The sequence below is a fragment of the Mycobacteroides sp. H003 genome (assembly GCF_001440135.1).
Lineage (GTDB): Bacteria > Actinomycetota > Actinomycetes > Mycobacteriales > Mycobacteriaceae > Mycobacterium > Mycobacterium gwanakae.
The window spans coordinates 817324-839982 of the sequence record NZ_LJYL01000009.1 but is presented as its reverse complement, the minus strand read 5'-3'; the positions used below and the strand labels follow the sequence as shown (position 1 = coordinate 839982).

Sequence of the window (22659 nt, the reverse complement as noted above, 5' to 3'; positions counted from 1 at the left end):
TGGGCACGCCAGATCCATTGGCAGATGGCGTGTTTTCGGAAGTTGTGGTCCCTGTGTTAACAGTCACGCAGAACGCTCCTGGCCGAGTTTGCGTACCGGGTTTCGGCACGCAATCTCACCCTAGTCGCGTGTCAGGCGGCGGTGGGTAACTCTATGAGGTCTGGCTGCATCGATACCCAAACGTTCCACTTTGTTCTCTTCGTAGGCCTGGAAGTTGCCTTCAAACCAGAACCAGGAAGCAGGGTTATCGTCGCTTCCCTCCCACGCCAGGATGTGCGTACAGGTGCGGTCCAGGAACCACCGGTCGTGCGAGATGACGACCGCGCAGCCCGGGAACTGCTCAAGCGCGTTTTCCAGTGAGCTCAGGGTTTCGACGTCCAGGTCGTTGGTGGGCTCGTCGAGCAGGATCAGATTGCCGCCCTGCTTGAGGGTCAACGCCAGGTTCAGACGGTTGCGCTCACCGCCGGAGAGTACGCCCGCAGGCTTCTGCTGATCCGGCCCCTTGAAGCCGAATGCGGAAACATAAGCCCGCGAAGGCATTTCATTCTGACCGACCACAATGTGGTCGAGCCCATCGGAAACAACCTCCCAGACGTTCTTCTTGGGATCGATACCGGCACGGCTCTGGTCGACGTAGCTCAGCTTGACGGTCTCGCCCACCTTGACCTCGCCGCCATCGGGATTCTCCAACCCGACGATGGTCTTGAACAGGGTGGTCTTACCGACACCGTTGGGGCCGATCACGCCGACGATGCCGTTACGGGGCAGCGTGAACGAGAGATCTTTGATGAGGGCGCGTTCCTCGAATCCCTTGTCGAGATGACTCACCTCGACCACCACATTGCCCAGGCGCGGGCCGGTGGGAATCTGGATTTCCTCGAAGTCGAGCTTCCGCGTCTTCTCCGCCTCGGCGGCCATCTCCTCGTAGCGCCCGAGCCGTGCCTTGTTCTTGGCTTGACGGGCCTTGGCGCCTGAACGCACCCATGCGAGCTCTTCCTGCAGACGCTTGTGCAGCTTGGCGTCCTTGCGCCCCTGTACGGCGATGCGCTCGGCCTTCTTCTCCAGGTAGGTGGAGTAGTTGCCCTCATAGGGGTACGCGCGGCCGCGGTCCAGCTCGAGGATCCACTCGGCCACGTTGTCCAGGAAGTACCGGTCGTGGGTGACGGCCAGGATGGCACCCGGGTAGCTGGCCAGGTGCTGTTCAAGCCACAGCACGCTTTCGGCGTCCAAGTGGTTGGTGGGCTCGTCGAGCAGCAGCAGATCAGGCTTGGACAGCAGCAGCTTGCACAACGCGACCCGGCGGCGCTCGCCACCGGACAGATGTGTCACGGGCTCGTCCGGTGGTGGGCAGCGCAGCGCGTCCATGGCCTGCTCCAGCTGCGAGTCAATGTCCCAGGCATCGGCGGCGTCCAGCTCTTCCTGGAGCTTGCCCATCTCTTCCATGAGTTCATCGGAGTAGTCGGTGGCCATCAATTCGGCGACCTCGTTGTACCGATTCAGCTTGCCCTTGAGCGCGACGCCGGCCTCGACGTTCTCGCGCACCGTCTTCGTTTCGTCCAGCTCCGGCTCCTGCATCAGGATTCCGACGCTGGCCCCGTTGGCCAGGAATGCTTCGCCGTTGTTCGGCTTGTCCAGCCCGGCCATGATCTTCAGGACGCTGGATTTACCAGCACCGTTAGGACCGACCACACCAATCTTGGCGCCGGGCAGGAAGTTCAGGGTGACATCGTCGAGGATGACCTTGTCGCCATGCGCCTTGCGGACTTTCATCATCGTGTAGATGTACTCAGCCATTGCCGCGCTGTCGCCTCTCCTCTAAGTTCTTTAGCCGCAGCTCACGACCATTCTGGTGGGCTGCCCGAACCATCCTAGGTGAGAGGCGACCGCGCGGTCGCCGGTGTCAGCTCGCAGATCACGCGCTAAGGCGCAGGTTCACCGACTCCTCGCTGCTCTCGTCGGTTTCCGAGAGCTCCGGGGTGGCGTCTTCGGTGCCGGGATCGGGTTGCTCCGGCGCCTCAGCGCCCTCCTGCTTGCCGGTGTAGCCGACCTTCTCGATCCGCGCGATGGTCCGCGATAGATCAGGCCCGACGGCGATCGCCTTCATCTCCGTGACCTGACGGCGGTTGCCGTCCTTGTCCTCGAACTCGCTGGTGTGCAGATGACCGTGCACGATCACCGGTGCTCCCTTCCCCAGCGCGGCACCCACCCCGGTGACCAGACGTCCCCAGCAGGTGACATTGATGAAGAGAGAGTTCGAATTCACCCAACTGCCGTCGTCACGCCGTCGGCGTGCATTACTGGCGACGCGGAACTTGATCATTTCGTCGGAGCCGACCTGGCGCCGCTTGAGGTCTCCGACGATGGAGCCGATCACAGTCACTGGAGTTTCAAACATGGTTCGTGCCTTTCCTCAATCTCTATATCTCTTCTCGGCACCGCCGAACGGGTGCCCTTGGCCACTCCAGTAACCCGCCAAGCACCGACACCGCGGACCGACATGTGGGCACGTTCCGGTGACAGCTGTGGATGGATGCGAGATTGGGGACAACTGGCCGATGAGTCCAGCCCCCCGTACCTTGCTTGACATGACGGTTTGGATCATGCAGCGCCCCGAGGACGACATCGCCGCCGAATTGCATGCCTCATCAGGGACGTTGGCCGGTATTCGGCTCGCGGTGAAGGACAACGTAGACGTCGGTGGCGTGCCGACCACGGCCGCCTGTCCGGAGTACGCCTACATTCCCGAGCACGATGCACCGGTGGTCGCGGCCCTGCGCGCGGCCGGTGCCGTTGTCGTCGGCAAGACCAACCTGGACCAGTTCGCGACCGGGCTCGTCGGTACGCGCTCCCCGTACGGCCCGGTGCCGGATTCACGCCGTCCCGAATACATCAGCGGTGGCTCCAGCTCGGGTTCCGCCGTAGCCGTGGCCACCGGCGAGGCCGATATCGCGATCGGTACCGACACCGCCGGCTCGGGGCGCGTCCCGGCGGGGCTGCAGGGCATTGTCGGGATCAAACCGACCGTCGGCGTCATCTCCACCGAAGGCGTGGTCCCGGCCTGTGAATCCTATGACTGTGTAACTATTTTCGCCGCGTCACTGGCTACCGCCAATCGGGCGATGGCCGCCATGGGTGCCGCGTCAGGGCCCCGGCTCTGGCCCGCCAACACCCGGCTTGCGGCGCCTCCTCAGCCCACCGTCGCCGTCCCGCGTGAGCTGCCCGCACTCGACAAGTTGTGGGGCAACGCTTTTCAGGCGGCCGTAGAGCGTCTACGCGCGGCGGGCGCGACGATCGTCGAGATCGATCTGGCCCCGTTCCTTGCCGCCGCGAAATTGCTGTACGAGGGCGCTCTGGTCAGTGAGCGTTACGCGGCCGTCGGCGAGTTCATCGACGCCAATCCCGGGGCGGCACTCGATCCCACTGTTGCGCAGATTGTTTCCGGTGCACGTGATATCCCCGCACACCGCTTGGTGCGCGATCGCGCCGAGGTGCAGCGCCTGCGCGACGAGGCCATGGCCACCCTGGCGGGCGCGGATGCGCTGTTGGTACCCACGGCGCCGCTGCATCCGACGATCGAACAGGTGCAGGCCGACCCGATCGGTGTCAACGCGACGATGGGCACCTACACCAACTTCTGCAACCTGTTCGACCTGTGCGCGGTCGCGGTGCCCGCCGGTACCGCCGGTGACGCCCAGTTCGGGGTGACGGTCCTGGCACGCGCCTTCGATGATGCGGCGGCCTTGGACATCGCCGCTCTGATCACCGGAGATGCTGCAGAACAAGATGTTTGGCCGACCGCGATCACCTTGTCCTATGAGCTTGCGGTGTTCGGCGCGCATCTCAAGGGCGGTCCCTTGGAGTTTCAGCTCACCGATCTGGGTGCCCGCTGGGTAGGTCCGGTCCGTACCGCTTCGAAGTACCGGATGGCGGCGCTGCGCACCACTCCCCCTAAGCCTGGCCTGACCCGCTCGGAAGAGGACGGGGTGAGCATCGGCGGAGAAATCTGGCGCCTATCCCCTGCCGCACTGGGCACTTTCCTCGCGCAGCTGCCCGAGCCCATGCTGCTGGGCAAGGTGGAGTGCGAAGACGGCGTGTGGCGCACCGGCTTTGGGTGTGACGGTGCCGCCGCGCAGGCAGGTATCGACATCAGCGAACATGGCAGCTGGCCGGCGGCAATCGCTGCGGGCGCGGTGAGCTAACGCGAGTTCTCGTCCAGCTGGGCCATTTTGGCGAGCATGGCGTTGTAGGCGGCCAGGTCTGCGTCGTCGTCACGGTCGGCGGCGCGGTCCTGTCTGCGGGCTAGCCGTTCGTCCGAACGCGACCACTGGATGACCAGGGCGATCATGACCACCAGCAACGGCAGCTCTCCCGTTGCCCAGGTGATGGCGCCGCCCATGTGTTGGTCGGAGGCCAGGTCGATCCGCCACGGCAGTGCCAGATTGCTGTAGAACTTTTCGCCCAGAATCGATTTCGTGCCCATCAAGATGACGCCGAAGAAGGCATGCAGCGGCAGCGACACCAGCACGATGCCCAGCTTGGCCACTGGCGGCAGGCGCCGCGGCGACGGGTCGATGCCGATGACCACCCAATAGAACAGGTATCCGCTGAGCAGGAAGTGCAGATTCATCGCCAGGTGCGCAGCATGCACATCGACGGCGGCGTCGTAGAGCCCGCTGAGATACAGGCCGTAGAACCCGCCGATGAACAGCGATGTCGCCACCAGTGGATGGGTCAGGAAGCGAGAGAAGCTGCTGTGCAACAGCAGCTGCACCCATTCACGCAGACCCGGCGGATCCCCCTTGCCTGCAGCGGGTAACACGCGAAGTAGCAGCGTGATGGGGCCACCGAGGACCAGCAGCACGGGCACCAGCATCGAGAGCATCATGTGCGCCACCATGTGCATGCTGAACATCGCGGGCATGTACCGGCCGACACCCGAGGATGTGGCGATGAGCAGAAAGGCACAGCCGGACAGCCAGGCGATGGTGCGCCCCACGGGCCACGCGTCGCCACGGGCCTTGAGGCGACGGAGACCCACCAAGTAGGTGACCGCGAAAACGATGGCGGCCGTTCCGAAGATGAGATCGAAGCGCCAGTCGAACATCAATCGCTGCGGGGTCGGCGGCCCGTCGAGCGTATAGCCGATAGCGACCTCGACCGGTGAAGGGTTGAGATTGACCGGAGGCGGCGGTGGGGTGCGGCCCAGTCCGACGGCGATACCGAACGTGACCGCGAAGATGACGGCCTCCATCCCGGCGAGCCGGATCAGCGGTCGACGGTTCTGCGGTTCCTCACTCAGTGCCGTGATCGCCGATCGCCGCTGTAGATACCCCAAGACACCGAGAACCAGCAGCGCGGTGGCCTTGCCCACCAGCAGCCAGCCGTAGCGGGTGGTGAACAGGTCCGAAAGCTGCACCCGGATAAGCGCGTTGATGATTCCGCTGAGCCCGATCGCGACATAGCACCACAGGGCCAGCGTGGAGAACCGGCGTGTGGCCACGTCCAGATAACCGCCGCCGCGCAGCGCGTGGATCAGTAGTGCGACCAGACCGCCGGCCCACAACGCCGCCGATACCAAATGGATGATGAGGCTGTTGGTGCCCAGGTCATGTGCGCCGCCGGTGGCCGAATGCCCCACCAGGGCCAGCGGCATCAGCGTCGCCACCGACCCGACCACGAGCAGCGGTGTCCACGACCAGCGCAGCACCACCCGGCTGGCGATCGCGACCCCGGCCGCGATGAAGGCCATCCAGCGCCAGGCATTCACGGTTTCGATCTCACCCGCGAGCGTCCACAGCTCCCCGAGCCCGAAATCGCTCACCGGCTGGCCGGCCACATCGGAGATCGACAACGGCACCATGACCGCCGAGAGCACCGCAAGCGCAGTCGATGCCGCGGTGCCGACGCGCAGCGAGCGGTAGCCATCCACGTCGAGCACGCCGGTGGACTGCGGTGGGACGAAGAAGGCCGTGAGCAGGAACGCACCGACGGCAACCACGGCGACGATTTCGGCGGCCGCGCGCACGAACGGCAGACCGTACGAGGTGACGGGGCCAGGGTTGGGCAGACCCGTCGCGAGCAGGGCCTCTGCCAGTGACAGCGCGCCGATAGCAGCCGCGACCAGGCCCGCCAGTGCCGCAAGGCCGACGACGATCGTCCAGATCGGCGAATCGGTCTTGCTGGCGGTGGAGGTGGTGGTCACCAGTCAAGGGTATGGCGAGATGCGATCCGCACGGTCACCGGTTCGATAGACTGCGGTCCGGCTAGCGCCGCATGCCTCCGTAGCTCAGTTGGATAGAGCAAGGGCCTTCTAATCCCTAGGTCGCAGGTTCGATTCCTGCCGGGGGCGCTGATCACACTATATGAGACCTTCGCAACTCCCGCCACAACTCCCGCCGGACGACCAAAAGTCCCGCCAAACGGCTTAATCCCTCCCCTTGTCACTGGTCGGGACTACCATCGACACATGAGCGAAGCGGGGGAAGACACCCGTGTAGGAGCGACGATGGCACGCCCAGCGTCGGAAGGAACCCTTGCCTACAGCTCCGAACTCCCCGAACCCGAGACGGTCGCAGAACCCCAGACAGAACCCGCGTACGCCCGCTGGGGTGTCGCGGTAGCGCTCCTGATCATCGGAATAGCCGCTTTAGCCGCGGTCGCCGTATACGGCACAGGCTCACTGAAATCAGCGCCCGTCACCGTCACGGTCACCCCACCACCAGAGCCGTACCGCTCCCCCAAACTACTGAACCCCGACAAAGACACCGCATTCCTGATGGACCTCGAGAGCACCGGGGTTTTCTACGACACCGCCGGCACCGCCATCTACAACGCCAAGCTGGTGTGCACACTCCTCAAAGACGGGCAGACGGAACTACAAGTCGCTGACGGGTTCGCGAAATCCTCCGACTCCAAACCCGCCGAAGCGGTCAGCTTCGTGAACCTCTCCGTTAAGCACTACTGCCCCAAGGATTGAACGCAAAAAACGCCCCCCGGCTCGACCATGCGGGGGTACATGGGAGCCAGGGGGCGTCTCTACCACCCTTGTGGGGTGGGACTAGGGGGCTGGGAGGATCTACGTTGGGCGAGATTCGAGCCGTAGTCCGAATGGGTGTCCGCATCGTTGGGCATCTCGCGGACACTCAATAGCCCAGTGCTCAATGCCTTTTACAGTGAAGTGGTATCCATCGACATCGACCTCGCAGTTCAGCAAGTCTCGCGGGTGATTGAGTTCGAGCGGAAGGCGACCTGGCTCGAAACTTGCCCACACCCCTTGATCGGTGACCTGGAACCATCCATCAGCTTGCAGTTCGATCATAAAACCAATTCTATTGGTGACCATGGACAACGGCGAGGTCTAAGTTTCGGGCTGCGTTAGGTGCCGGAATATCTCTGCTGGCGGTTCAGGTAGTGGGTGTACGCGGTCCCCTACTCCCCAAGCGAGGACGTCACGTATGTAGCGCAGGGCGATTCTCAGCAGACCGCGTGTGTTTCCGTGCTGCTCCTGCTCATTGGAGTACGCGGCTTCTACGGCGACGAGCTTCTCTTCGAGCTTGGTAACCCGATCAGCTAGGGCTTCGTAGGCCTCGGTGAATTTGGAGAAGGTGTTGCTCTTGCGGGATAGGAGGGCTACACCGAGCGAGGACAGGAGCGATGAGCCAGCGATCAAGCCGACTACCTCAGCGACATTCACCGTGGAGTACCCGTCGACAGGACGCTCTTTTCAAACCCGTATCTGCACATGGGGTGTCCTCTCATTTCAGTGAAGCCAACAGATGGATGAGGTCGAGCTGTTCGGGGATGAACCGCAAGAGTCCGGTGGTGCGCAGTAGGTGTACTGCGACTACCCCGATGACCGCGGAGCTGAGGAACATGTGGGACTGCCCGTACCTCGTCGTAGCGTCACTGAGTAGTTCCCCCGGCGGGCAGGCGATCTCGTAGGCGACGATCCCAGCAGCCATAGTGATCCAAGCCCAATCGGATGGATGTAAAGCCATGGGACCCTCCCGGTGAAATCGCTACCCCGTACCACTTTTTGGTACGGTTCTGACACTGACGTGGGCGCATCCGTACCACTTTCGGTACGGTCCTGCCATTACAGTTGGCGCATCCGTACCACCCGCTAGACACCGCTACTTCTGCTGTAACGCCGTAAAATTAAGGCATGGCTGAATACTCATGGGTGGCACTCTTGGCTGATCATGGAACCACGGAGGCGGCATACCTGTGGCTGCGGCAGAATGCTAAGCGTGGCGACACACTGACGGGTGGCTCTCAAGAGCTTTTGGATCTGATGTGGCGAGAAAGTCCATGGCAGACCAATTACCGCGAGATGCCACCGATGGAAACAGGCGGGATTATCGGCGAACTTGACGCGACAACGGCTGAGTCAATCAAGTCGCTTGAAAGCGCCATATGGCCCCAGGGTTCTTTCTACGACGGCTACCCGCCCGCCGAAGAAGCTCGACGGCGCTGAATCATTCCAGGTGTTCCGTGGCGCTAGGAACCTAGGAGTGGTGCCCAGTTCTGGGCGCTAGTTCCGATGATTGAAGTGGTGGCGATCGTCCACAGCTTTTCTGTGCTCTCGGTGGCCACGACGATCGTCCCCGAGGAAAGTATGTCGCCTGCTGCTGCGTCGAAGGAACGCGACCATGCCCCAAACGCGGCGTCGTAGAAGCCGTTTTGGATCGGGTCGGCCTGACCGTTCACCAGTACGCGATCGTATGCGGACAGTGCGACACCTGAGACGGTCTGCAGACCTGAGAGCGTTATCGGGGTGGTGGCGACAACACGCACCGGGTTCTTGATCGCGGTTCCCTTAAAAGCCAGGGTGGCGAGCAGGATTGCGTAGTCCAGTTGTCGTTTGGTGACGAGATCCCCCGCTGCGACCCCGTCGGCCGCGTTCGTTATCTTGAAGCCCTGCGCGTCTACATTGTTCCCAAAAACTATGTCAGCCATGGCAATCCTCTCTAGGACAGAACCGCGTAGCCCGTGTAGGGCTTACCGAAACTGATCGTTACGGAACCCTCGTCCTCAACCCAAGGCGCTAATACCTGGGCGCCGTCGCACACGATGTGGCATGCCGAGATCGGCTGGGATAAACCGTGTTCGATCACCCATTCGTCAGACGCTGAAGCCTGTTCATGACGGTAATACCCCCCAGAGCCACTAGTTCCGGTGGGGCCGCCGATCTGAACCGTGAAAACGGTGGGATCATCATCCATCGTCACGTTAACTACATCGGATTCAACTTCAACGGTGATGTTAGACATTGACCTTGCCGTCCCGCCGCTCGAAAACACCCACTATTAGAGGCTGCTTGGAGGGCAAAAGCTTCACCCGCCACTGCCATCCACTCTTGGCAGTGTCCGACACCTCCGATGGAAGCAGGACCGATGCAGAAAACGAGTCCTCTGATATGTCGCCCTCGATGTGTACAGCATCAGCGGTTCCCTGATCGATCTCGATCTCCAGGCCGCCACTCAAATCAATCGGGTTTTCATCCCCGTCGAAGCACCGGAAAGTCAACGCAACATTGCAGCCCTTGCTCAGGTATATGACGCCCTGCTGGGGAGGATTGTTCACATCAATCAAAGCCATGATGACCCCTAACTTGAAGATGGGTAGGACGGATAAACCCCGGTGATGTCGGAGAAGCGGAGTAAAGTTAGAAGCGGCAATCAATCGTGGGCAGGACGGCCCCCGCGTACAGCTCTCTCACGCGGGGGCCTTTCACTATCTAGACCCCGTGGATACTGCTGTAGCGCCGTAAAATTGAGAGATGGAAGAAGACCTAACAGGTTTTCCGAAACCGGATGAAAATGGCCGGTTCCGCGAGCGGGACGTGATGGACTGGATCACGCTGCGCAACATGGAGCGCGCCGCCCAGATTGCCGAGGCATGGGGAACCGACGCTGTCTTGTACTTCCCGTGGGACACCATGGGTAAGAGTCCGTCTGAGTACAGCTGAGGCAATCACTCTGTTCGCTCTAGGTGTTCCACACTGTCTGCTATCAGTCCGTGTGTGGTCCATGGCGGTTGGTTGTGCCGCGTGTACACCTTGTACTCATGTAGGAGTGTGCCGTCTGAATCGACGCGCTCGAATCCGACCATCAGCACAAAGCCGGATACACCCCATTCCGGTTCGCTATCAACAGCATCGACGTACTGCTGTATGAGTTCGTCGGGATGGTTGTCGCTCATGGCATCTCCTACACAACCGAAAGGTGGGAAAACTGGCCGTGATCGAGCAGGTAGGTCAGCGCGCCAGGGCGCGATTCAGATCCCGATAGGTTCCGGTACCAATCCGACCCACAATCAAGTGCCGGGCAGCAGAGGCGGGTTCTGTCGCCATCCTTCTCAATATCCAAGCCGTGCCAGTGACCGTGCTGCAATACCTGGGCCGCGCCCGCCGGCTGACACGTGAAGGTTTGGCCCGACCACCACAGCATTCCCTTACCGCGACGCCATGCATCACCGTGGGTGACTGTCACAACACTGGACCCGACTGGCACGGTCATGGAGTTGGACCATCGGTCAGGGGTCCGCACAGAGACGTGACCATAGGCTGCGGGATTCAGCTGTAGCGCATCATGTACCGCTATCGCACACTCGGTGGCCCACCCATCTCCTGGGTAGGTGTTCTGCTGGCGCTGACTTTGATCATGGTTCCCATTCACAACATCTAGATAGACCTGATCGACTAGCGGCCGGAACGCGTCTACGGTCGCGACCATCAACCTGCGCAAGATGCGGGTCTGCTCCGTGATCGTCTCTTGGGTCAACCACAGGTTGCGCCCCGATTGGCTCACCACGCCTTCAATGCAGTCCCCCGGCATGGAAACCTGGATACCCTCAATGCCGTACCGCTTCAGTACTCGATACTGTTCGATACTTCGTTGCAAACTATCCAGGTAGTTTTCGACTATCTGCTCGGTTGAGCCGTCACGTGATCTTTTGCCCAGCTGTAGATCTGCTGCTTGAAATACGAGCCAATGGCCTTTAGCACCAACTGGTTTGTGAGTCTTGGCCTTCTTGACGAGTGCTTCCAGATCGAGGGTGGAGATTGTCTGTCGGGGCGCGATGTTGAACCGGTACGCAACCAGCCACTCCCCATCCTCACGCTGCTGCCACCGCGACGTACGCACCGAACCGACGATCTGAACCTCATCCGGGTCATACCCGAACTGCTTGAGTAGATCCGTGTAGTCCACCGGATCGGCGGCTTTCATCGTTCCGGTCTGGATATGCCCCGCAGAACCATCGAACGTGGTCTCCGGTGTGTACCGCTTCTCCTCGGCCGTCGGAGCTTCCAGCATCCGGTTGAGATTGTCTCGGATTGTCACCCCAGGCACTCCCTGACGTGACGGCGCAATGAGATCGCGCCCAGTGGGTACCCCAGCTTCTTTAGTCCACGCCAAAGCTCCTCGACTGAGAAACCCGCCTCGACCCATTCCCTCGCCGCGGCCTGCTCATCGTCCGACTGTCCAGAGAACCACTCACAGGTGGTGCATACGCGCGGCTGCGGCTTTGACCGCTCCGCAAACATTTCACGGATGGACATTTGTTTGAACCGCCTTTCATGGGGCGCTTCGAGGGCTCTATTCAGTTGTTAAGTGAGGTCGGCGGGCAGCAGTAACTTCAGTTAAGCGGAACGGAGTTCGCGACTGCGGCGTTGAGCGCGCGCCTTCGTGCAACGCTTGCAATAGCGCGCTGCGCCCCGCTTGCCGCGATAGACGCCGTCATACAGGTGGCCATTCGGGCAGGTTTGCTTCTTGGCGTTATGGTTTGTGCGCTGCCTGACTGCATCTAATGTGTTCTCCGAGCGTGTATCCCACCGCAGGTTTGACAATCTGGCATTGGACCTATCGCCGTCGTTGTGGCAGCACTCCATACCGTCAGGTCGCGGCCCAATGAATGCCTCTAGGACCAGGCTGTGGATGTTGGCAAAACGCTTCAACCCGCTAGCCGCATCAATGAGCGTTACCCGTGGGTATTCGGTGGCTCCGGGGCTAGGTTTAAGGACCCTCCCCGCTCGGAAGGTGGGCTTGCCATATCGCCCAACCGGAACCATGCGGTCAAGTGATCGAACTCGCCCCTGGTCGCTGACCTCGTACAGGTTTTCCCAGCCGACTACAGGACGCCATTGTTCGCGGGTAGCATTCACTGCTAGCCCTCCTTCTGCTTGCTCAGATTGGTGGGTTAGGGATCGGGTTGCGTTGGTAGCGCGCCCGGTCCCGATTTCAATCCTACTGTCCAGCAGTGACAATGCCGTTCTTTAGCCGCAATGGCTATGCGGCACGCAGATAGTCGATAGCGGGTTGCGGGTCGTAGTTCACGTGCGGCGCCGTGCCGCTGCCGAAGAACATTCCCGCGTCATAGATCGACTCGAAAACCGCCGGGAGACCCTCTATCGGATCCGCTACGAGATGCGCGAATCGCTTGGCGAGGGAGATCGGTCCGCTCCATAGCGTCTGCTGCATGATGATGTCGCAGATCGCCGATTCGTTGTCGCCGCGTGGCCCAACTTCGGTGTCGGTGTAGAGGTCCCGACCCCAATCGCTATTGGCTCCGTGTGCGAAGTCGAGCCAGTAGTCGGGGGTGCCCTGCAGCCGGTCATACAGAATGCCCTGTCCATCCGGCACTACCCAGCCGGCTCGGACGTTTCCGTTCGCCTTGTGAAGTTCTCTCATAGGGTTTCCCCATGTGACAGCCTTTTTCACCTGAGGCAGCAGATCGTGCAGCATGCCATTAGGGTCCACGATGTCGTGCTTGTACACCCAAGATGTGACGATCGCCCCCTGGCTGTACCCAGCCAGCCAGATCCGGCATCCGGGGTATCGGTTGTTGTAATCGCGCAACTGCAGACGTAATTCGGCAATCCCTTGCAGCACGGACCGCCACATCGGAAACGGATCAGCGGGATAGTTCCCGATGGGCTGCCAATGACACAGATCGAGGCATGCCCTGGCGGTGTCGGCTGGGTAGCCGGTCCACATGTCAACACCCGTGCCCTGGACTGTGAATAGGACTGGGGTGACGCCGAGCCTGATCAGGTCGTCGCTAGACACAATCCCGTTCTGGGGTTGGTTGGTGCGGCGCTGGTATTCCTTCTGGACATCTTGGTCGTCGTACCCGAAGTACGAATCAACCTTCAGCGGGCCGCCGTCTGCAGCTTTCGCGTAGGAGGCGTAGCGGGCCACCATGACCCGCTGCCACCTCGCGACTACATCCCCATGGGAACCGAGGGTAAGGATCACTCGGTCACACTTTTGATGACCTGCGCGGCCAGTGGACCCGGGGAAACCTGGGGGCCGACAACGTTACCGACGGTCTGCTGAATCTTGTTGATGCTGTCCACCGCAACCTGGGTGGCGGCGGCAAGCTGATCCTGCGCGGCCTGCGCGGTGGAGTTCAGCTGAGCCTGGATGTCCTGCAGGCTTGTGACGGCCTTGTCCGCTGCGGCACCGGGGGCTCCCTTGATCTGCTTGCCCAAGACCACACCGGCAGTGCCGAGACCCGCAGCACCCAGAACGCCACCGATGGCAACAACGGCGTTGATCCACGCATTGCCCTGGGTGTCACTGACGACACCGGAGGTCACCAGAATCGGCACGAGCGCTGTCACCAGTGCGCCGATGAGGTAGTACCACTTGCGAATCTGGGCGGTCATGATTGTCCCTTCTGAGAGATGAACTCCTGCAGGACTGCAGGGTTGGTGGCCTCGAGCTCGGCGAGGAATGCCTTGGCATGGGCGACTGCGGCGGCGTCAGTGCGCGATCCCTGCCCGGCGGCCACACGAGCAATACGGCCGATGGCCTCGAGGTCTCCGAGCTTGGCGTCGGCCTCGACAGTCAGGTCCTTATGTGCAGCTCCGTCGATCGACTGAATCAGCTGCACCAGGTTGTAGATCGGGCCTTCGCCCGGTGTGGCGTACATGGACACCGATCCCACTGTGGGCTGAGTGAATAGCCGATAGAGGGTGTCCCACTGGTCCTGTGGCACTTGGGCCATGTCTTCATCTCCTAGATTGCTGAGTCGGGCGTAGATCTGCTGGGCCTCGGTGTAGCGCTCGTCGTAGCGGTACGGGAAAGCACTCACTTGCACGGCCTGCGCCCATCCGCCGGGCGTACGAGAGTTGGAGTTGTAGTCGAAGTCGGTAAGACCGCGCTGCCCGCTGTGGCCGCCAAGGAAGAACAGTCGCGCCGACAGGGTGGGGTCCATGGTTTCCGACAAAGGACCCCATGCCTGGCGCTGCTGGAACAGCCCAGTGGAGTCGTGGTCGCTACCGACCTTCTCGTGTGGGTAGCCGAGGCTCGCAGGGACATTGCTGTTCGCGTACATCGTGAGGTTGGTTTCCACCAGCTCCACTGCGATGGCGATGCAGATTCCCTTGGGGGTGATGCCGAGTCGCTTACCCTCGTTGATAGTCGCTAGCGCGTGTCGATCCTTGGTTGACAGCACCACCGAGTTGCCGCGCCGGAACGTGGAGAATCCGTCGGCGCGGATCTTGCGGGCGATGAAGTCCGCGGTGTGCGGATTCTGGTAGGTGTTGTAGCCGACCTGAAAGTGCATGGCATCTTTCGGGGACTGCCAGTCCTGCCCCCAGAAGACGGTCTGCTCGTAGAAGTCGAGCAGCTCACGAACTGTTGCCGTCTCTTTCGATGAGAATCCGGCGTAGCTCACCTGGAATGGGTGATCGTTCCAGTTGAAATCGCATGCCGTACCACTCAGGTGGTTGGATGTTGACACCGAGTTGGTGGGTGTCCAGCACGCCGAGTCCGGGTCACGCAGCGGTTCAACGTAGGCGTTGAAATCCGCTGCGAATGCCCGCAGAATCGCCAACGGCTGCCCGTTCTGAATCTGCAGACTAACCGACGTACCCGGCACGGTGACCCATGTGCACTCATCGGAATTGACCATTGGCCAACCGTTCTCAGAGAACGAATTCCCGTAGACCACGCGCGGCATCAGTACGACCACCAGATCGCGGCCAACCACTGTTCAATGCGTTTACGCATCAGATATCCCCCACTCTCGGGTCAAACACCTTGCGTCGCCGGGACCGGAGCCACACCCCGGTCCCGAACGCTGCCACCGCTACAGCGGCGTAGAAGGCGGGGTATCGCAGTAGTTGAGAGAACATGCGACCTCCTTCGGGCAACAAAAAAGACCCCGCACTTGCGAGGCCTCGGAGGTGGGGTTGTTACGCGAGGGTGAAGACCGGGGCCGGGCTTCCATCGGCGTCAATCGTGAGCGAATTGCCTGCAGTAGTTACCACGTCTGCGGGTGTATTGTCCAGCAGCACATAGCAAAGCACGTCACCACCAAGCTCGTAGAGCACAGCCCAGCGTGCCGTGATGCTGCCACCCGACGCCGTCCAGGTCGGGTTGCTCGAGAACGACGCCGTGACGCTCGTCGTACCCGAGAGTGCCAGGGTCACCGCGACACCGCCCGTGGTGTAGCCGTTCGCCTGTGACACCTCATTGGTGACACCGGCCCACGTGGTGGTGGATGAGCCAATGTTGGATGAAGAGGTGACGAGGGCGACTCGCCATGTGTCCGAGTCGATGTCAAAGGTTCCGTTGAGAAGTCGTGTGCGCGCCCCATTGGGGAACGTCCAGGTTCCTGCGGTCAAGGTAGTGCCCTTTCGTTAGTTGATGATTTCGACGGTGGCTGCCGCGTAACTTGTGTTCTGCCCGCCTGTTTGGCCGACGGAACCGTCAGAAGTGGTGATGTTCTTGTAGTTCAGCGCTGTGGCCGACCCGAAAGCAGCGCCCGAGGTGGCGCCGCGGGTGTAACCCGTTGGTGCGGCATCCCATCCACTCGCGCCCAGGCTGGAGTGGCCATGGAAATGCAGCAGCACCGAAGACCCGTCAGTGTGCGACATGGTCACAGCGGGTGCCGTGGATGTGGCGCTAGATCCGCCCTGTGATGCGTGGCCGCCAATCGGCGAAGACGCATTCTGGTTGCGGACAACTACCGCAATAATGTGCGAAGCATTCGACCACGAACCTGTGGTTGTGTTCGTTGCCGTGGCCTTGAAATAGGCGGTCGCACAACCTGACCCGCTGCCACTATTGGCGTTGTCGATATAGTTCCAGCTCGGAACCGTTCCGCCTGCGGCAGGTGCAGACGGCGCCGTAGTCGTGAACGGGTTGAGTGTGAAGATCACAATCAGATCCCCGATGGAGTGGGTGGGGATAGTCACTGAACTGCTCGCGGCACCTGCAGACGAAATATAGGAGGCATTGGATACATTCGTCACGATCGGCGTACCACCCGTGAGTGTCACCGAAGCCCCAGATGGTGGGATTTGCAACGCAATCAGAGGAGATCCACCGGTAACCGTTGGTGTAGCTCCTGTGGGTGCGAGAGTGACGACTATCCGTGGTGTTCCGGCGGTGAGGGTCAATGTCGGTGCGGTGCCGATGATTCCCTGGATGACGGTGGTAGCACTGCCCGTTAGGACCGGAGTGCCGCCGGCTGGTACCACCCGCAGGTCAATCAGCGGTCGCCCGCCGGTCAAAGTCATCTGGAGTGTCGGCGGCGGGTAGGTGATGTCTATCAGCGGGCGCCCGCCCGTAAGGGTGGGTGTTGCGCCGGTGGGCACGAAACGGGCCGCGAGTGAAGGAGTCCCGCCTGTGGCTGTGAGTGATGCGCCGGTTGGGAGGAAGATCTTGCCGGTGATGATCGTTGGGGCACTGCCGGTAACCGAAAGCGATCCAGCGGTCGCCAGGATGAGGTCGTTGTCGGTCTGGACGATCGTCGGGGTGCCCCCAGTGATGGTGAAGCTGGCGCCATCTGGTGTGAGGACGTTGGCGACGCGGATACTCGGCGTCCCCCCGGTGAGAACCAGGTCTGCCCCAGTAGGGCGAAGGGGTGGCCCAATCACCGGGGGGGCTGATCCGGTCAGGGTCAGCGAGGCACCCAGGGGGAACACGTAAACCCCAGTCGTCGCATGGACATCCGGAGCGCCACCAGTGAGCGTGAGCGCACCCCCGGTGGTTTCGCTGAATGTCTCAGCCCACCAACCAGTTGCCATGGCTAGATGCGAAACATCCGCGAAGCTCCGTTGTCCCATGTCACGGTGATGTTCGTGCCATCCGGGATTGTTGGTAATCCGGATGCCGTGTCATACATGGCGACAAGCCGGGACGTGCTGGAAGTGCCAGTGTCTTGGTAGACGATCCAACGCACGATCGTGGCACCAGTGACAGTCGGGAAAGTGACATCCGCGGCGTCAGCTACACCGCCGGTCCAGGACTTACTGGCCAGGTTTGATGATGTGCAGACAGCTCCCGTGGTGTCCGAAAGATATTGGTGTGTAGCCATGTTGGGGGTGTAGGTGGCGTCAACGCCGACGACTTTAAAGTTCTGGGTTTCCCAGTCGAGGTCGCCCATAAGGAACGACTCCCGTGCTTTGTCATACAAAGCGTTAACCATGAGGTTCTCCCTATTCCGCGTTGGAGATGATGGGGATCGCGATACCGATCCATGGGGCTGCTGCTGCGAGGGTTTGCGTGAATGTCACCGAACCGCCTGGGGCGTCACCGAATATCAGGCCAGCACCGAATGGTTGGGTGTCTAGATGGCCGCGTTCGGTCTGGTTGTAGGCGCTGGTCTGGCCGCCATACAGGAAGGCGTTGACGATCCTGCCATGGCTGTTTGTGGTCGCACTCACGGATGGGGATGCGCTGTAGCCCTGGGTGATTACGGGTGTGCCGATGCCAGCGCCTGCTGCGAGTTTGTAGGACGCTGCACCTGTTGCGTAGTTCGATCCATACGGTGTGCCGATCAGGTTGATCGACTGCGCACCAGTGGGTGGATCGAGCAGCCACCACACCACCAGTTGGTTAGATCCGTTGGACATGACCGGTAGCCTGTTCATGGTGGCGCCACCGATTTTCGCCGTCACCACAGACAGGTCAATTCCGGATTGCGTTGTCAGATAGCCGAAGGCGATGTTCGCTTCCGGATCCAGAGTGAATCCTGGTATCGCGGACTGGCTTGTGCCGACGGTGCTCTTGTTGTCGAACTTGACATCGATACTGCCGATGATCGGCTTACCAACCGATGCCCTGGATTTGATCCCGAACACCCGATTGACCTGGTAGTCAGGAACAGTCAGCGAATCCGGGTAGAGGTACTTGCCGATTTTGAACATCATCGACACCTCGACTTCAACGGTCGGGGTCTGCGCGTTCTCGCACATCGCGAACAAGGTGCCGTTCGGCAAGTAGTAGACGGACACTTCGTAGCCGCGCCACGACCCGCCATGCCCGCGCCACTCGCCCAGTTCGAACATGCCGTGCCCGTACCCGAAGTAGGTCAACTGGTCATCGTTACCCCAGGGAATGGGCCAGTAGCATTCGGTCCGCATGGCGTGCATTTCCGGGCTCAACAAGGTCCCGTCACGCAATTCCTTGGCCCACAACAGCAAGTCGTGGACGGTAGAGATCATCGAACCTGCCCAGCTGGCATAACCCGGCCCCGTCTCTGTGGCATCCTGCCAAGCCCAGCCACCAAAGATGCCAGTTGTGTATGCGTGGCCGTTTGCGTACGGCTCAGGCATTTTCGCGTTCGTCGGGTAGCTGGTCTGCGTCAACCCCAGTGGATCTAGAATGTCTGTTTGTAGAACGTCACGCGTTGGGCGACCGTTGACCAGCTCGACGATCATTCCCAGGATGATGAAGTTGGCGTTGACGTACGCCCAGCTTGAGCCAGGCTCAAACGCCGGCTGGTGCTGCTTCATGATCGCGAGCGTGTCCTGATCCGACCAATCCGAAGCCGGGGAGAGGAAGTAGCGGATCATCATGCCCGGGTCGCCCTGTTCATTGAATAGACCCGACCGCAACGAAATCATGTGCCGCACAGTCATCTTGTCGCCACCAGGAACTCCGGGGAAGAACTTCTCCAGCGGATCGTCCAACGACAACAACCCGCGATCCACTGCCTGCAGGATCATCGTGGCCGTGAATGACTTCGTGCACGAACCGATACGGAAGTGGTCGTCTAAGTTCACATTCCGCGCGCCTGCAGCGGTGGAGACCTTGCCGTACGCCTTCTCGTAGTAGCCGTCCGGGGATTGGATCATCAAAGTTGCGCCGGGGGCGGTTAGGTTCGCAGCCACAATCGCGTCGATGGCGGCCTGATCCTCGAGTGAAAGCAGCGACAAGCCACCTGTGACGGTGGGGGTTCCCAGCGATGCCGTGGACTCGATGCTGGGGATCAAGACTTGGCCCGGGCCGCCGATGATCGATTCGCCCTCAAGGGGGTTCTGGCGGAACCGATACCAGCCCCTACCGTCAGCACCTTTGCCGCCGAACTGGAACGTCAGACCATTGCCGCCGTTACCGCCACCAGCAGGGGACGCGCCATCGGCGCCGGGGACTTTCTGGTCGCCGCCGCCGACGTACTTCTCGCCCTTGTATTCGATGGTTCCGGGGCCGCGACCGATCGGGTTGGATCCGAGCTGCAGCTCTGTGCCACCAACTCCGGGTTCGCCGGTGATGCTGTAGTCGGGGATTGACCAGCTGCTGGCCGTGCCGTTTTCGCCGTCATCGTGGCCGATACGTCCACCCGGTCCGCCGACACCTTTGGTGAAGGTCATGACGGTGTCGTCGCCGAAGTGGATGCCCCGCTGCCATGTGGCCGACTTGTACAGGCCAGGAGAGCCGGACTCGCCGTGGAATCCGAGCGTCAACCCCATCTGGCCACCACCGGCGCCACCAACAGCGACGACATCAACGAAGTTGCACCATGACGGGATGGGGACAGTGCCGGACTCGGTTACGTAGTCGCCGATTGGGTCGTAGTAGCCCACACCGTTTCCGGTGTCGATGGCCGTCTCAATCCACGGGATGTTCCCGGAACGAACAACGCTGGCCTTGGCGATAGTCGACGGCGGTGAGTTCGGGGACGAGGTGTTGTCCCGCGTTGCGGCCAAACCAACAACTTGCGCGAACGGGTGATCCGGAATGTCGTCTGTAGTCGAGATACCCCGCACACTGTGCGTTCCCCCGACGGGGACGAGCTCGTAGGCGTAGTCTTCGCCGGATATCTGATCCAACGGGGTGTCGAGCTGATAGAAGGTCCAGTTTGGTGTTGAGCCTGCGGTCAACTCGGACAGGATGTTTGGCGAGTGGTGGACCAGCGCCCAATCGCCGGTAGCTGAGTCGAGTTTCCAGATGTTGACGTAGAACGCCGTCAACCCACTGGTGCCGCAACCTAACCAGGACACCACCCCCAGGGCAATGTCTCGCCGCACCCGCATCGTCGCAATTAGTGACGCACTCTGAGTGGCAGAGAGAGTGGTGTTGATGCTGGTGATGCCGTAGTTTGAGCGGCCGGATGGCAGTAGGCCGCCGGTGTTATTACGCTGGCTCAGGATCTGGAAGGCGCTCTCCCCCATCGCCGCGGCCGTCTGTAGCAGCTTGGCGACGTTAAACAGGTCTGCGAACCCACCATTGGAATTCGGGTCAGTAGACCCCTGCATACCCCCGAGGAGATGAGACAGGAACTCCTCGAACGTAGTGTTCGCATCCCCCGGGCCACCGAATCCCAGGATCTTGAACAACGGTATGTGAGTGACAGCCTCGAACAGGTCTTCCAGGGAATGCAGGGCGTTGTTAGAACCGGTGATCCCGTTGACGACGGTGTCGATGATCAGCTGCCACCGGGACAGCACTTCCTGAAAAGTGTTTGACAGACCGTCAATCCAGCTCTGCTGAATCTTGTTGGTCTTCTTGCCGATACCGTCATCGAAATTGAACGTTCCGGTGTCCGCGTCTTTGGTAACCAAGATGCGCACACGCACCGACTGCACACCATCGGGAACGGTGTAGTTGCCGGTTAGTTGACGCCAATCCCCCGTGCTGGTTAACGGGTTGAACGTGGCAACGTCTTTGATACCGACTTGCACAGCACTTGCGCCACGTCCCTCAAACTCCACCAGCTGCAACTTGATTGGCGTGTTAGATCCCGAGTATCCGGACCACTTCAGCCACATCTCCAGCGACATGGTTTGTGTCGGGCTCACGATGATCTCGTTCGACCGCAGCGCCTTACTGGTGCCGTTCGCTGTGACCTTGACACTGCCGGAACTGTCGGCGCTGTGCGTTACCCCAGATTCCCAGGACCAGTACGGGTTGTCCGCGATCGTCGTGCCGTCTTGGAAGTTACCGGCAATCAACAGGTTCGACTGCTCTGCGGTGATCCAGCTGAACGAAAGTAGTGGGATGAGGTTGGACAGGATGAATCCGTCGTGCCCGAACAGATTCCCGTTCAGGAAATCCTCAATGATCTGGATGATGTCGCCGAGAATCGGGATGTTCTCAGTCCATCCAGTTAGCAGTTCCCAAAGCTCTTCTATGGCCTGCCCTGGGTCGATGGCAAGCCCAAGCAGCTTCTGAATCAGCTCCTTGACGAGGTTCTCCGCGAACTCCTTGATGGCACCGAGGATGGTCTCCCACATCTCCGTGCTTTGACGCAGCGCCGAGAGTGGGTTGAACTCGATCGCCTTGTTGGGATCGAAATCGGCAACCGGAGAGTTCCGGTCAAACGCCTTGGGCACTAGCTACCCGGCACCGGAGAAACGGGTACGACCATGACTGTCAGCTGTGCGTTGTTCTTGTTGAACTGGTAAATGCCAGTTGGACCGTCGTTGTAGAGGTTGACGTACAGAGTCCCTGTCGCCCCGGTGTGATACCCAGGAACCACTGCAACGCCATTGTCTGGATTTATCGCCTTACTGGTGTCTCCAACTGATGAGAAGTGCGGAATTATCGTTGCCCAGGAAGAGATGTTGCCGAAGCCGCGGCCCACAAGCTGCCCCGAGCTGGGGTCACCGAGTCGAACCTCGCAGCCGATGATGAATGGGTCTTCGTCCAGCTCAAGTCCGGTCGCTTTGATGTGCCCGAAGACGATGGGCTGCCAGTCAAATTCCTGTGGGGGTACGGCGAAGGATGCGATGGTTTGTCGGGTGGTGATGCCACTAAAGTTGGTGAATGACGCCTCAGGAAGGGAGTAGACGCGCATTGCCAGCGGGTTGAAGTCGGCTGGAGCAAAATCTGTGCCGTTCCATGCGATCACCTGACCAGTGGCGGGTGCGGTGGAGTCGTCATAGTCGGTGGCGTCACGGATGGTGGCGTTGTCACCCTGAGGCCCCTTGGGGCACTTCATCTTGAACAGCCAACCCGGATCCGCGGTGGTGCCAGAGACAATGATCTCCGACTCCAGTTCGGGGTCGTCAGGGTCTAGCAGCTGTATCGATGGGTGAATGTTGGGGTACGGCCCCGGGGGGCCCTGGGTGCCCATCTGCTTCTGGACGAAGTGCTCCCCGTCCCACAGGTAGACGATGTTCCCGACCCACCATGCTTTTCCGATGTCGGCGTCGTCATCGGTCAGGTTGTCGGGCAGATCATCGGGGTCATCGATAGACGACTGGTACTGCATCTTGACGATGGGTGCGTTCTCCCCCGGAACACCTTGTGCGCCAACCAAAGCATCCAAGGTGATAGCGCCATCATTCTGGGCCACCTCGAAAGTGCCGGTCACCATCGCTGGGGTTTCCAGGTCCGAGACAACACCCCAGAAGTGCATGTTGGTTAGGACACTCCCCAGGTATACGGCGTCACCGGGATCGGGCATAGCTGCTCC

General features: G+C 60.8%; 23 protein-coding genes and 1 tRNA gene. 5 read left to right on the top strand and 19 right to left on the bottom strand.

Going from position 1 to position 22659, the window contains the following annotated elements; translation table 11 throughout:
- Positions 1-120: 120 nt before the first annotated feature.
- On the bottom strand, positions 121-1794 hold the full coding sequence (ettA, locus tag AOT87_RS04450) for an energy-dependent translational throttle protein EttA (protein WP_030095083.1): 1674 nt from the start codon (positions 1792-1794) through the stop codon (positions 121-123).
- 118 nt (positions 1795-1912) lie between these two features.
- The gene (gene ssb / locus AOT87_RS04445; protein ID WP_057968500.1) at positions 1913-2395 is read right to left on the bottom strand and encodes a single-stranded DNA-binding protein; all 483 of its coding nucleotides are present in this window, start codon (positions 2393-2395) and stop codon (positions 1913-1915) included.
- A 190-nt stretch (positions 2396-2585) separates the two neighbouring features.
- Between ssb and atzF the strand changes: the two genes are divergently transcribed.
- Positions 2586-4199: an allophanate hydrolase gene (gene atzF, locus AOT87_RS04440; protein WP_057968499.1), complete on the top strand. Its 1614-nt coding sequence runs from the start codon at positions 2586-2588 to the stop codon at positions 4197-4199.
- Here atzF and AOT87_RS04435 read toward each other — a convergent pair.
- Positions 4196-6202 (bottom strand): cytochrome c oxidase assembly protein, encoded by a 2007-nt coding sequence (locus tag AOT87_RS04435; RefSeq protein ID WP_057968498.1) that lies wholly within the window; start codon positions 6200-6202, stop codon positions 4196-4198. The genes atzF and AOT87_RS04435 overlap by 4 nt on opposite strands.
- Before the next feature lie 73 nt (positions 6203-6275).
- Here AOT87_RS04435 and AOT87_RS04430 point away from each other — a divergent pair.
- A tRNA-Arg gene (locus AOT87_RS04430) sits at positions 6276-6349 on the top strand.
- 117 nt (positions 6350-6466) lie between these two features.
- Positions 6467-6976 carry a DUF732 domain-containing protein gene (locus AOT87_RS04425; protein WP_057969650.1) on the top strand — a complete coding sequence of 170 codons (510 nt, stop codon included), beginning with the start codon at positions 6467-6469 and terminating at the stop codon, positions 6974-6976.
- 381 nt (positions 6977-7357) lie between these two features.
- On the opposite strand, the gene AOT87_RS27560 is transcribed toward AOT87_RS04425, so the two are convergent.
- Together AOT87_RS27560 and AOT87_RS04415 are read right to left on the bottom strand one after the other, a co-directional pair.
- On the bottom strand, positions 7358-7693 hold the full coding sequence (locus AOT87_RS27560) for a hypothetical protein (RefSeq protein WP_057969652.1): 336 nt from the start codon (positions 7691-7693) through the stop codon (positions 7358-7360).
- 61 nt (positions 7694-7754) lie between these two features.
- Positions 7755-7961, bottom strand: a complete 207-nt coding sequence (locus AOT87_RS04415; protein WP_052537753.1) for a hypothetical protein — start codon at positions 7959-7961, stop codon at positions 7755-7757.
- Between the two features lie 203 nt (positions 7962-8164).
- Between AOT87_RS04415 and AOT87_RS04410 the strand changes: the two genes are divergently transcribed.
- A complete protein-coding gene (locus tag AOT87_RS04410) occupies positions 8165-8476 on the top strand; it encodes a hypothetical protein (protein ID WP_057969653.1) in 312 nt (103 codons plus the stop codon).
- Positions 8477-8499: 23 nt separating this feature from the next.
- On the opposite strand, the gene AOT87_RS04405 is transcribed toward AOT87_RS04410, so the two are convergent.
- From AOT87_RS04405 to AOT87_RS04395, 3 genes are read right to left on the bottom strand one after another with little or no spacing between them, the layout of a single operon-like run.
- Positions 8500-8958, bottom strand: a complete 459-nt coding sequence (locus tag AOT87_RS04405) for a hypothetical protein (RefSeq protein ID WP_057969654.1) — start codon at positions 8956-8958, stop codon at positions 8500-8502.
- A gap of 11 nt (positions 8959-8969) precedes the next feature.
- Positions 8970-9272: a hypothetical protein gene (locus tag AOT87_RS04400; RefSeq protein WP_057969655.1), complete on the bottom strand. Its 303-nt coding sequence runs from the start codon at positions 9270-9272 to the stop codon at positions 8970-8972.
- Positions 9265-9600, bottom strand: a complete 336-nt coding sequence (locus tag AOT87_RS04395) for a hypothetical protein (RefSeq protein ID WP_131727342.1) — start codon at positions 9598-9600, stop codon at positions 9265-9267. Before AOT87_RS04395 ends, AOT87_RS04400 begins: the two co-directional genes overlap by 8 nt.
- Before the next feature lie 181 nt (positions 9601-9781).
- Between AOT87_RS04395 and AOT87_RS04390 the strand changes: the two genes are divergently transcribed.
- Complete coding sequence (locus AOT87_RS04390) at positions 9782-9970, top strand: hypothetical protein (RefSeq protein ID WP_057969657.1); 189 nt, start codon at positions 9782-9784, stop codon at positions 9968-9970.
- A gap of 5 nt (positions 9971-9975) precedes the next feature.
- Here AOT87_RS04390 and AOT87_RS04385 read toward each other — a convergent pair whose 3' ends face one another.
- The 11 genes from AOT87_RS04385 to AOT87_RS04335 all read right to left on the bottom strand — a co-directional run bounded on the left by AOT87_RS04385 (position 9976) and on the right by AOT87_RS04335 (position 22650).
- Entirely contained in the window at positions 9976-10203 is a 228-nt protein-coding gene (locus AOT87_RS04385) for a hypothetical protein (RefSeq protein ID WP_057969658.1), read from the bottom strand.
- 8 nt (positions 10204-10211) lie between these two features.
- Positions 10212-11345 carry a hypothetical protein gene (locus AOT87_RS04380; protein ID WP_109398844.1) on the bottom strand — a complete coding sequence of 378 codons (1134 nt, stop codon included), beginning with the start codon at positions 11343-11345 and terminating at the stop codon, positions 10212-10214.
- Between the two features lie 945 nt (positions 11346-12290).
- On the bottom strand, positions 12291-13205 hold the full coding sequence (locus AOT87_RS04370) for a cutinase family protein (RefSeq protein WP_057969660.1): 915 nt from the start codon (positions 13203-13205) through the stop codon (positions 12291-12293).
- 50 nt (positions 13206-13255) lie between these two features.
- Positions 13256-13672: a hypothetical protein gene (locus tag AOT87_RS04365; protein ID WP_057969661.1), complete on the bottom strand. Its 417-nt coding sequence runs from the start codon at positions 13670-13672 to the stop codon at positions 13256-13258.
- Entirely contained in the window at positions 13669-14922 is a 1254-nt protein-coding gene (locus AOT87_RS29215) for a M15 family metallopeptidase (RefSeq protein ID WP_240483265.1), read from the bottom strand. Before AOT87_RS29215 ends, AOT87_RS04365 begins: the two co-directional genes overlap by 4 nt.
- A 97-nt stretch (positions 14923-15019) precedes the next feature.
- Positions 15020-15145, bottom strand: coding sequence for a hypothetical protein (locus AOT87_RS29485; RefSeq protein ID WP_256364557.1), 126 nt, complete (start codon positions 15143-15145; stop codon positions 15020-15022).
- A 60-nt stretch (positions 15146-15205) separates the two neighbouring features.
- Entirely contained in the window at positions 15206-15637 is a 432-nt protein-coding gene (locus AOT87_RS04355) for a hypothetical protein (RefSeq protein WP_057969662.1), read from the bottom strand.
- A 15-nt stretch (positions 15638-15652) separates the two neighbouring features.
- Positions 15653-17044, bottom strand: a complete 1392-nt coding sequence (locus tag AOT87_RS29210; protein ID WP_240483266.1) for a hypothetical protein — start codon at positions 17042-17044, stop codon at positions 15653-15655.
- 2 nt (positions 17045-17046) lie between these two features.
- Positions 17047-17445 (bottom strand): hypothetical protein, encoded by a 399-nt coding sequence (locus AOT87_RS04345; protein WP_057969664.1) that lies wholly within the window; start codon positions 17443-17445, stop codon positions 17047-17049.
- Between the two features lie 10 nt (positions 17446-17455).
- Entirely contained in the window at positions 17456-21574 is a 4119-nt protein-coding gene (locus AOT87_RS04340) for a serine hydrolase (protein ID WP_057969665.1), read from the bottom strand.
- On the bottom strand, positions 21574-22650 hold the full coding sequence (locus AOT87_RS04335; RefSeq protein ID WP_057969666.1) for a hypothetical protein: 1077 nt from the start codon (positions 22648-22650) through the stop codon (positions 21574-21576). The genes AOT87_RS04340 and AOT87_RS04335 overlap by 1 nt, the downstream gene beginning before the upstream one ends.
- Between the last annotated feature and the right edge of the window lie 9 nt (positions 22651-22659).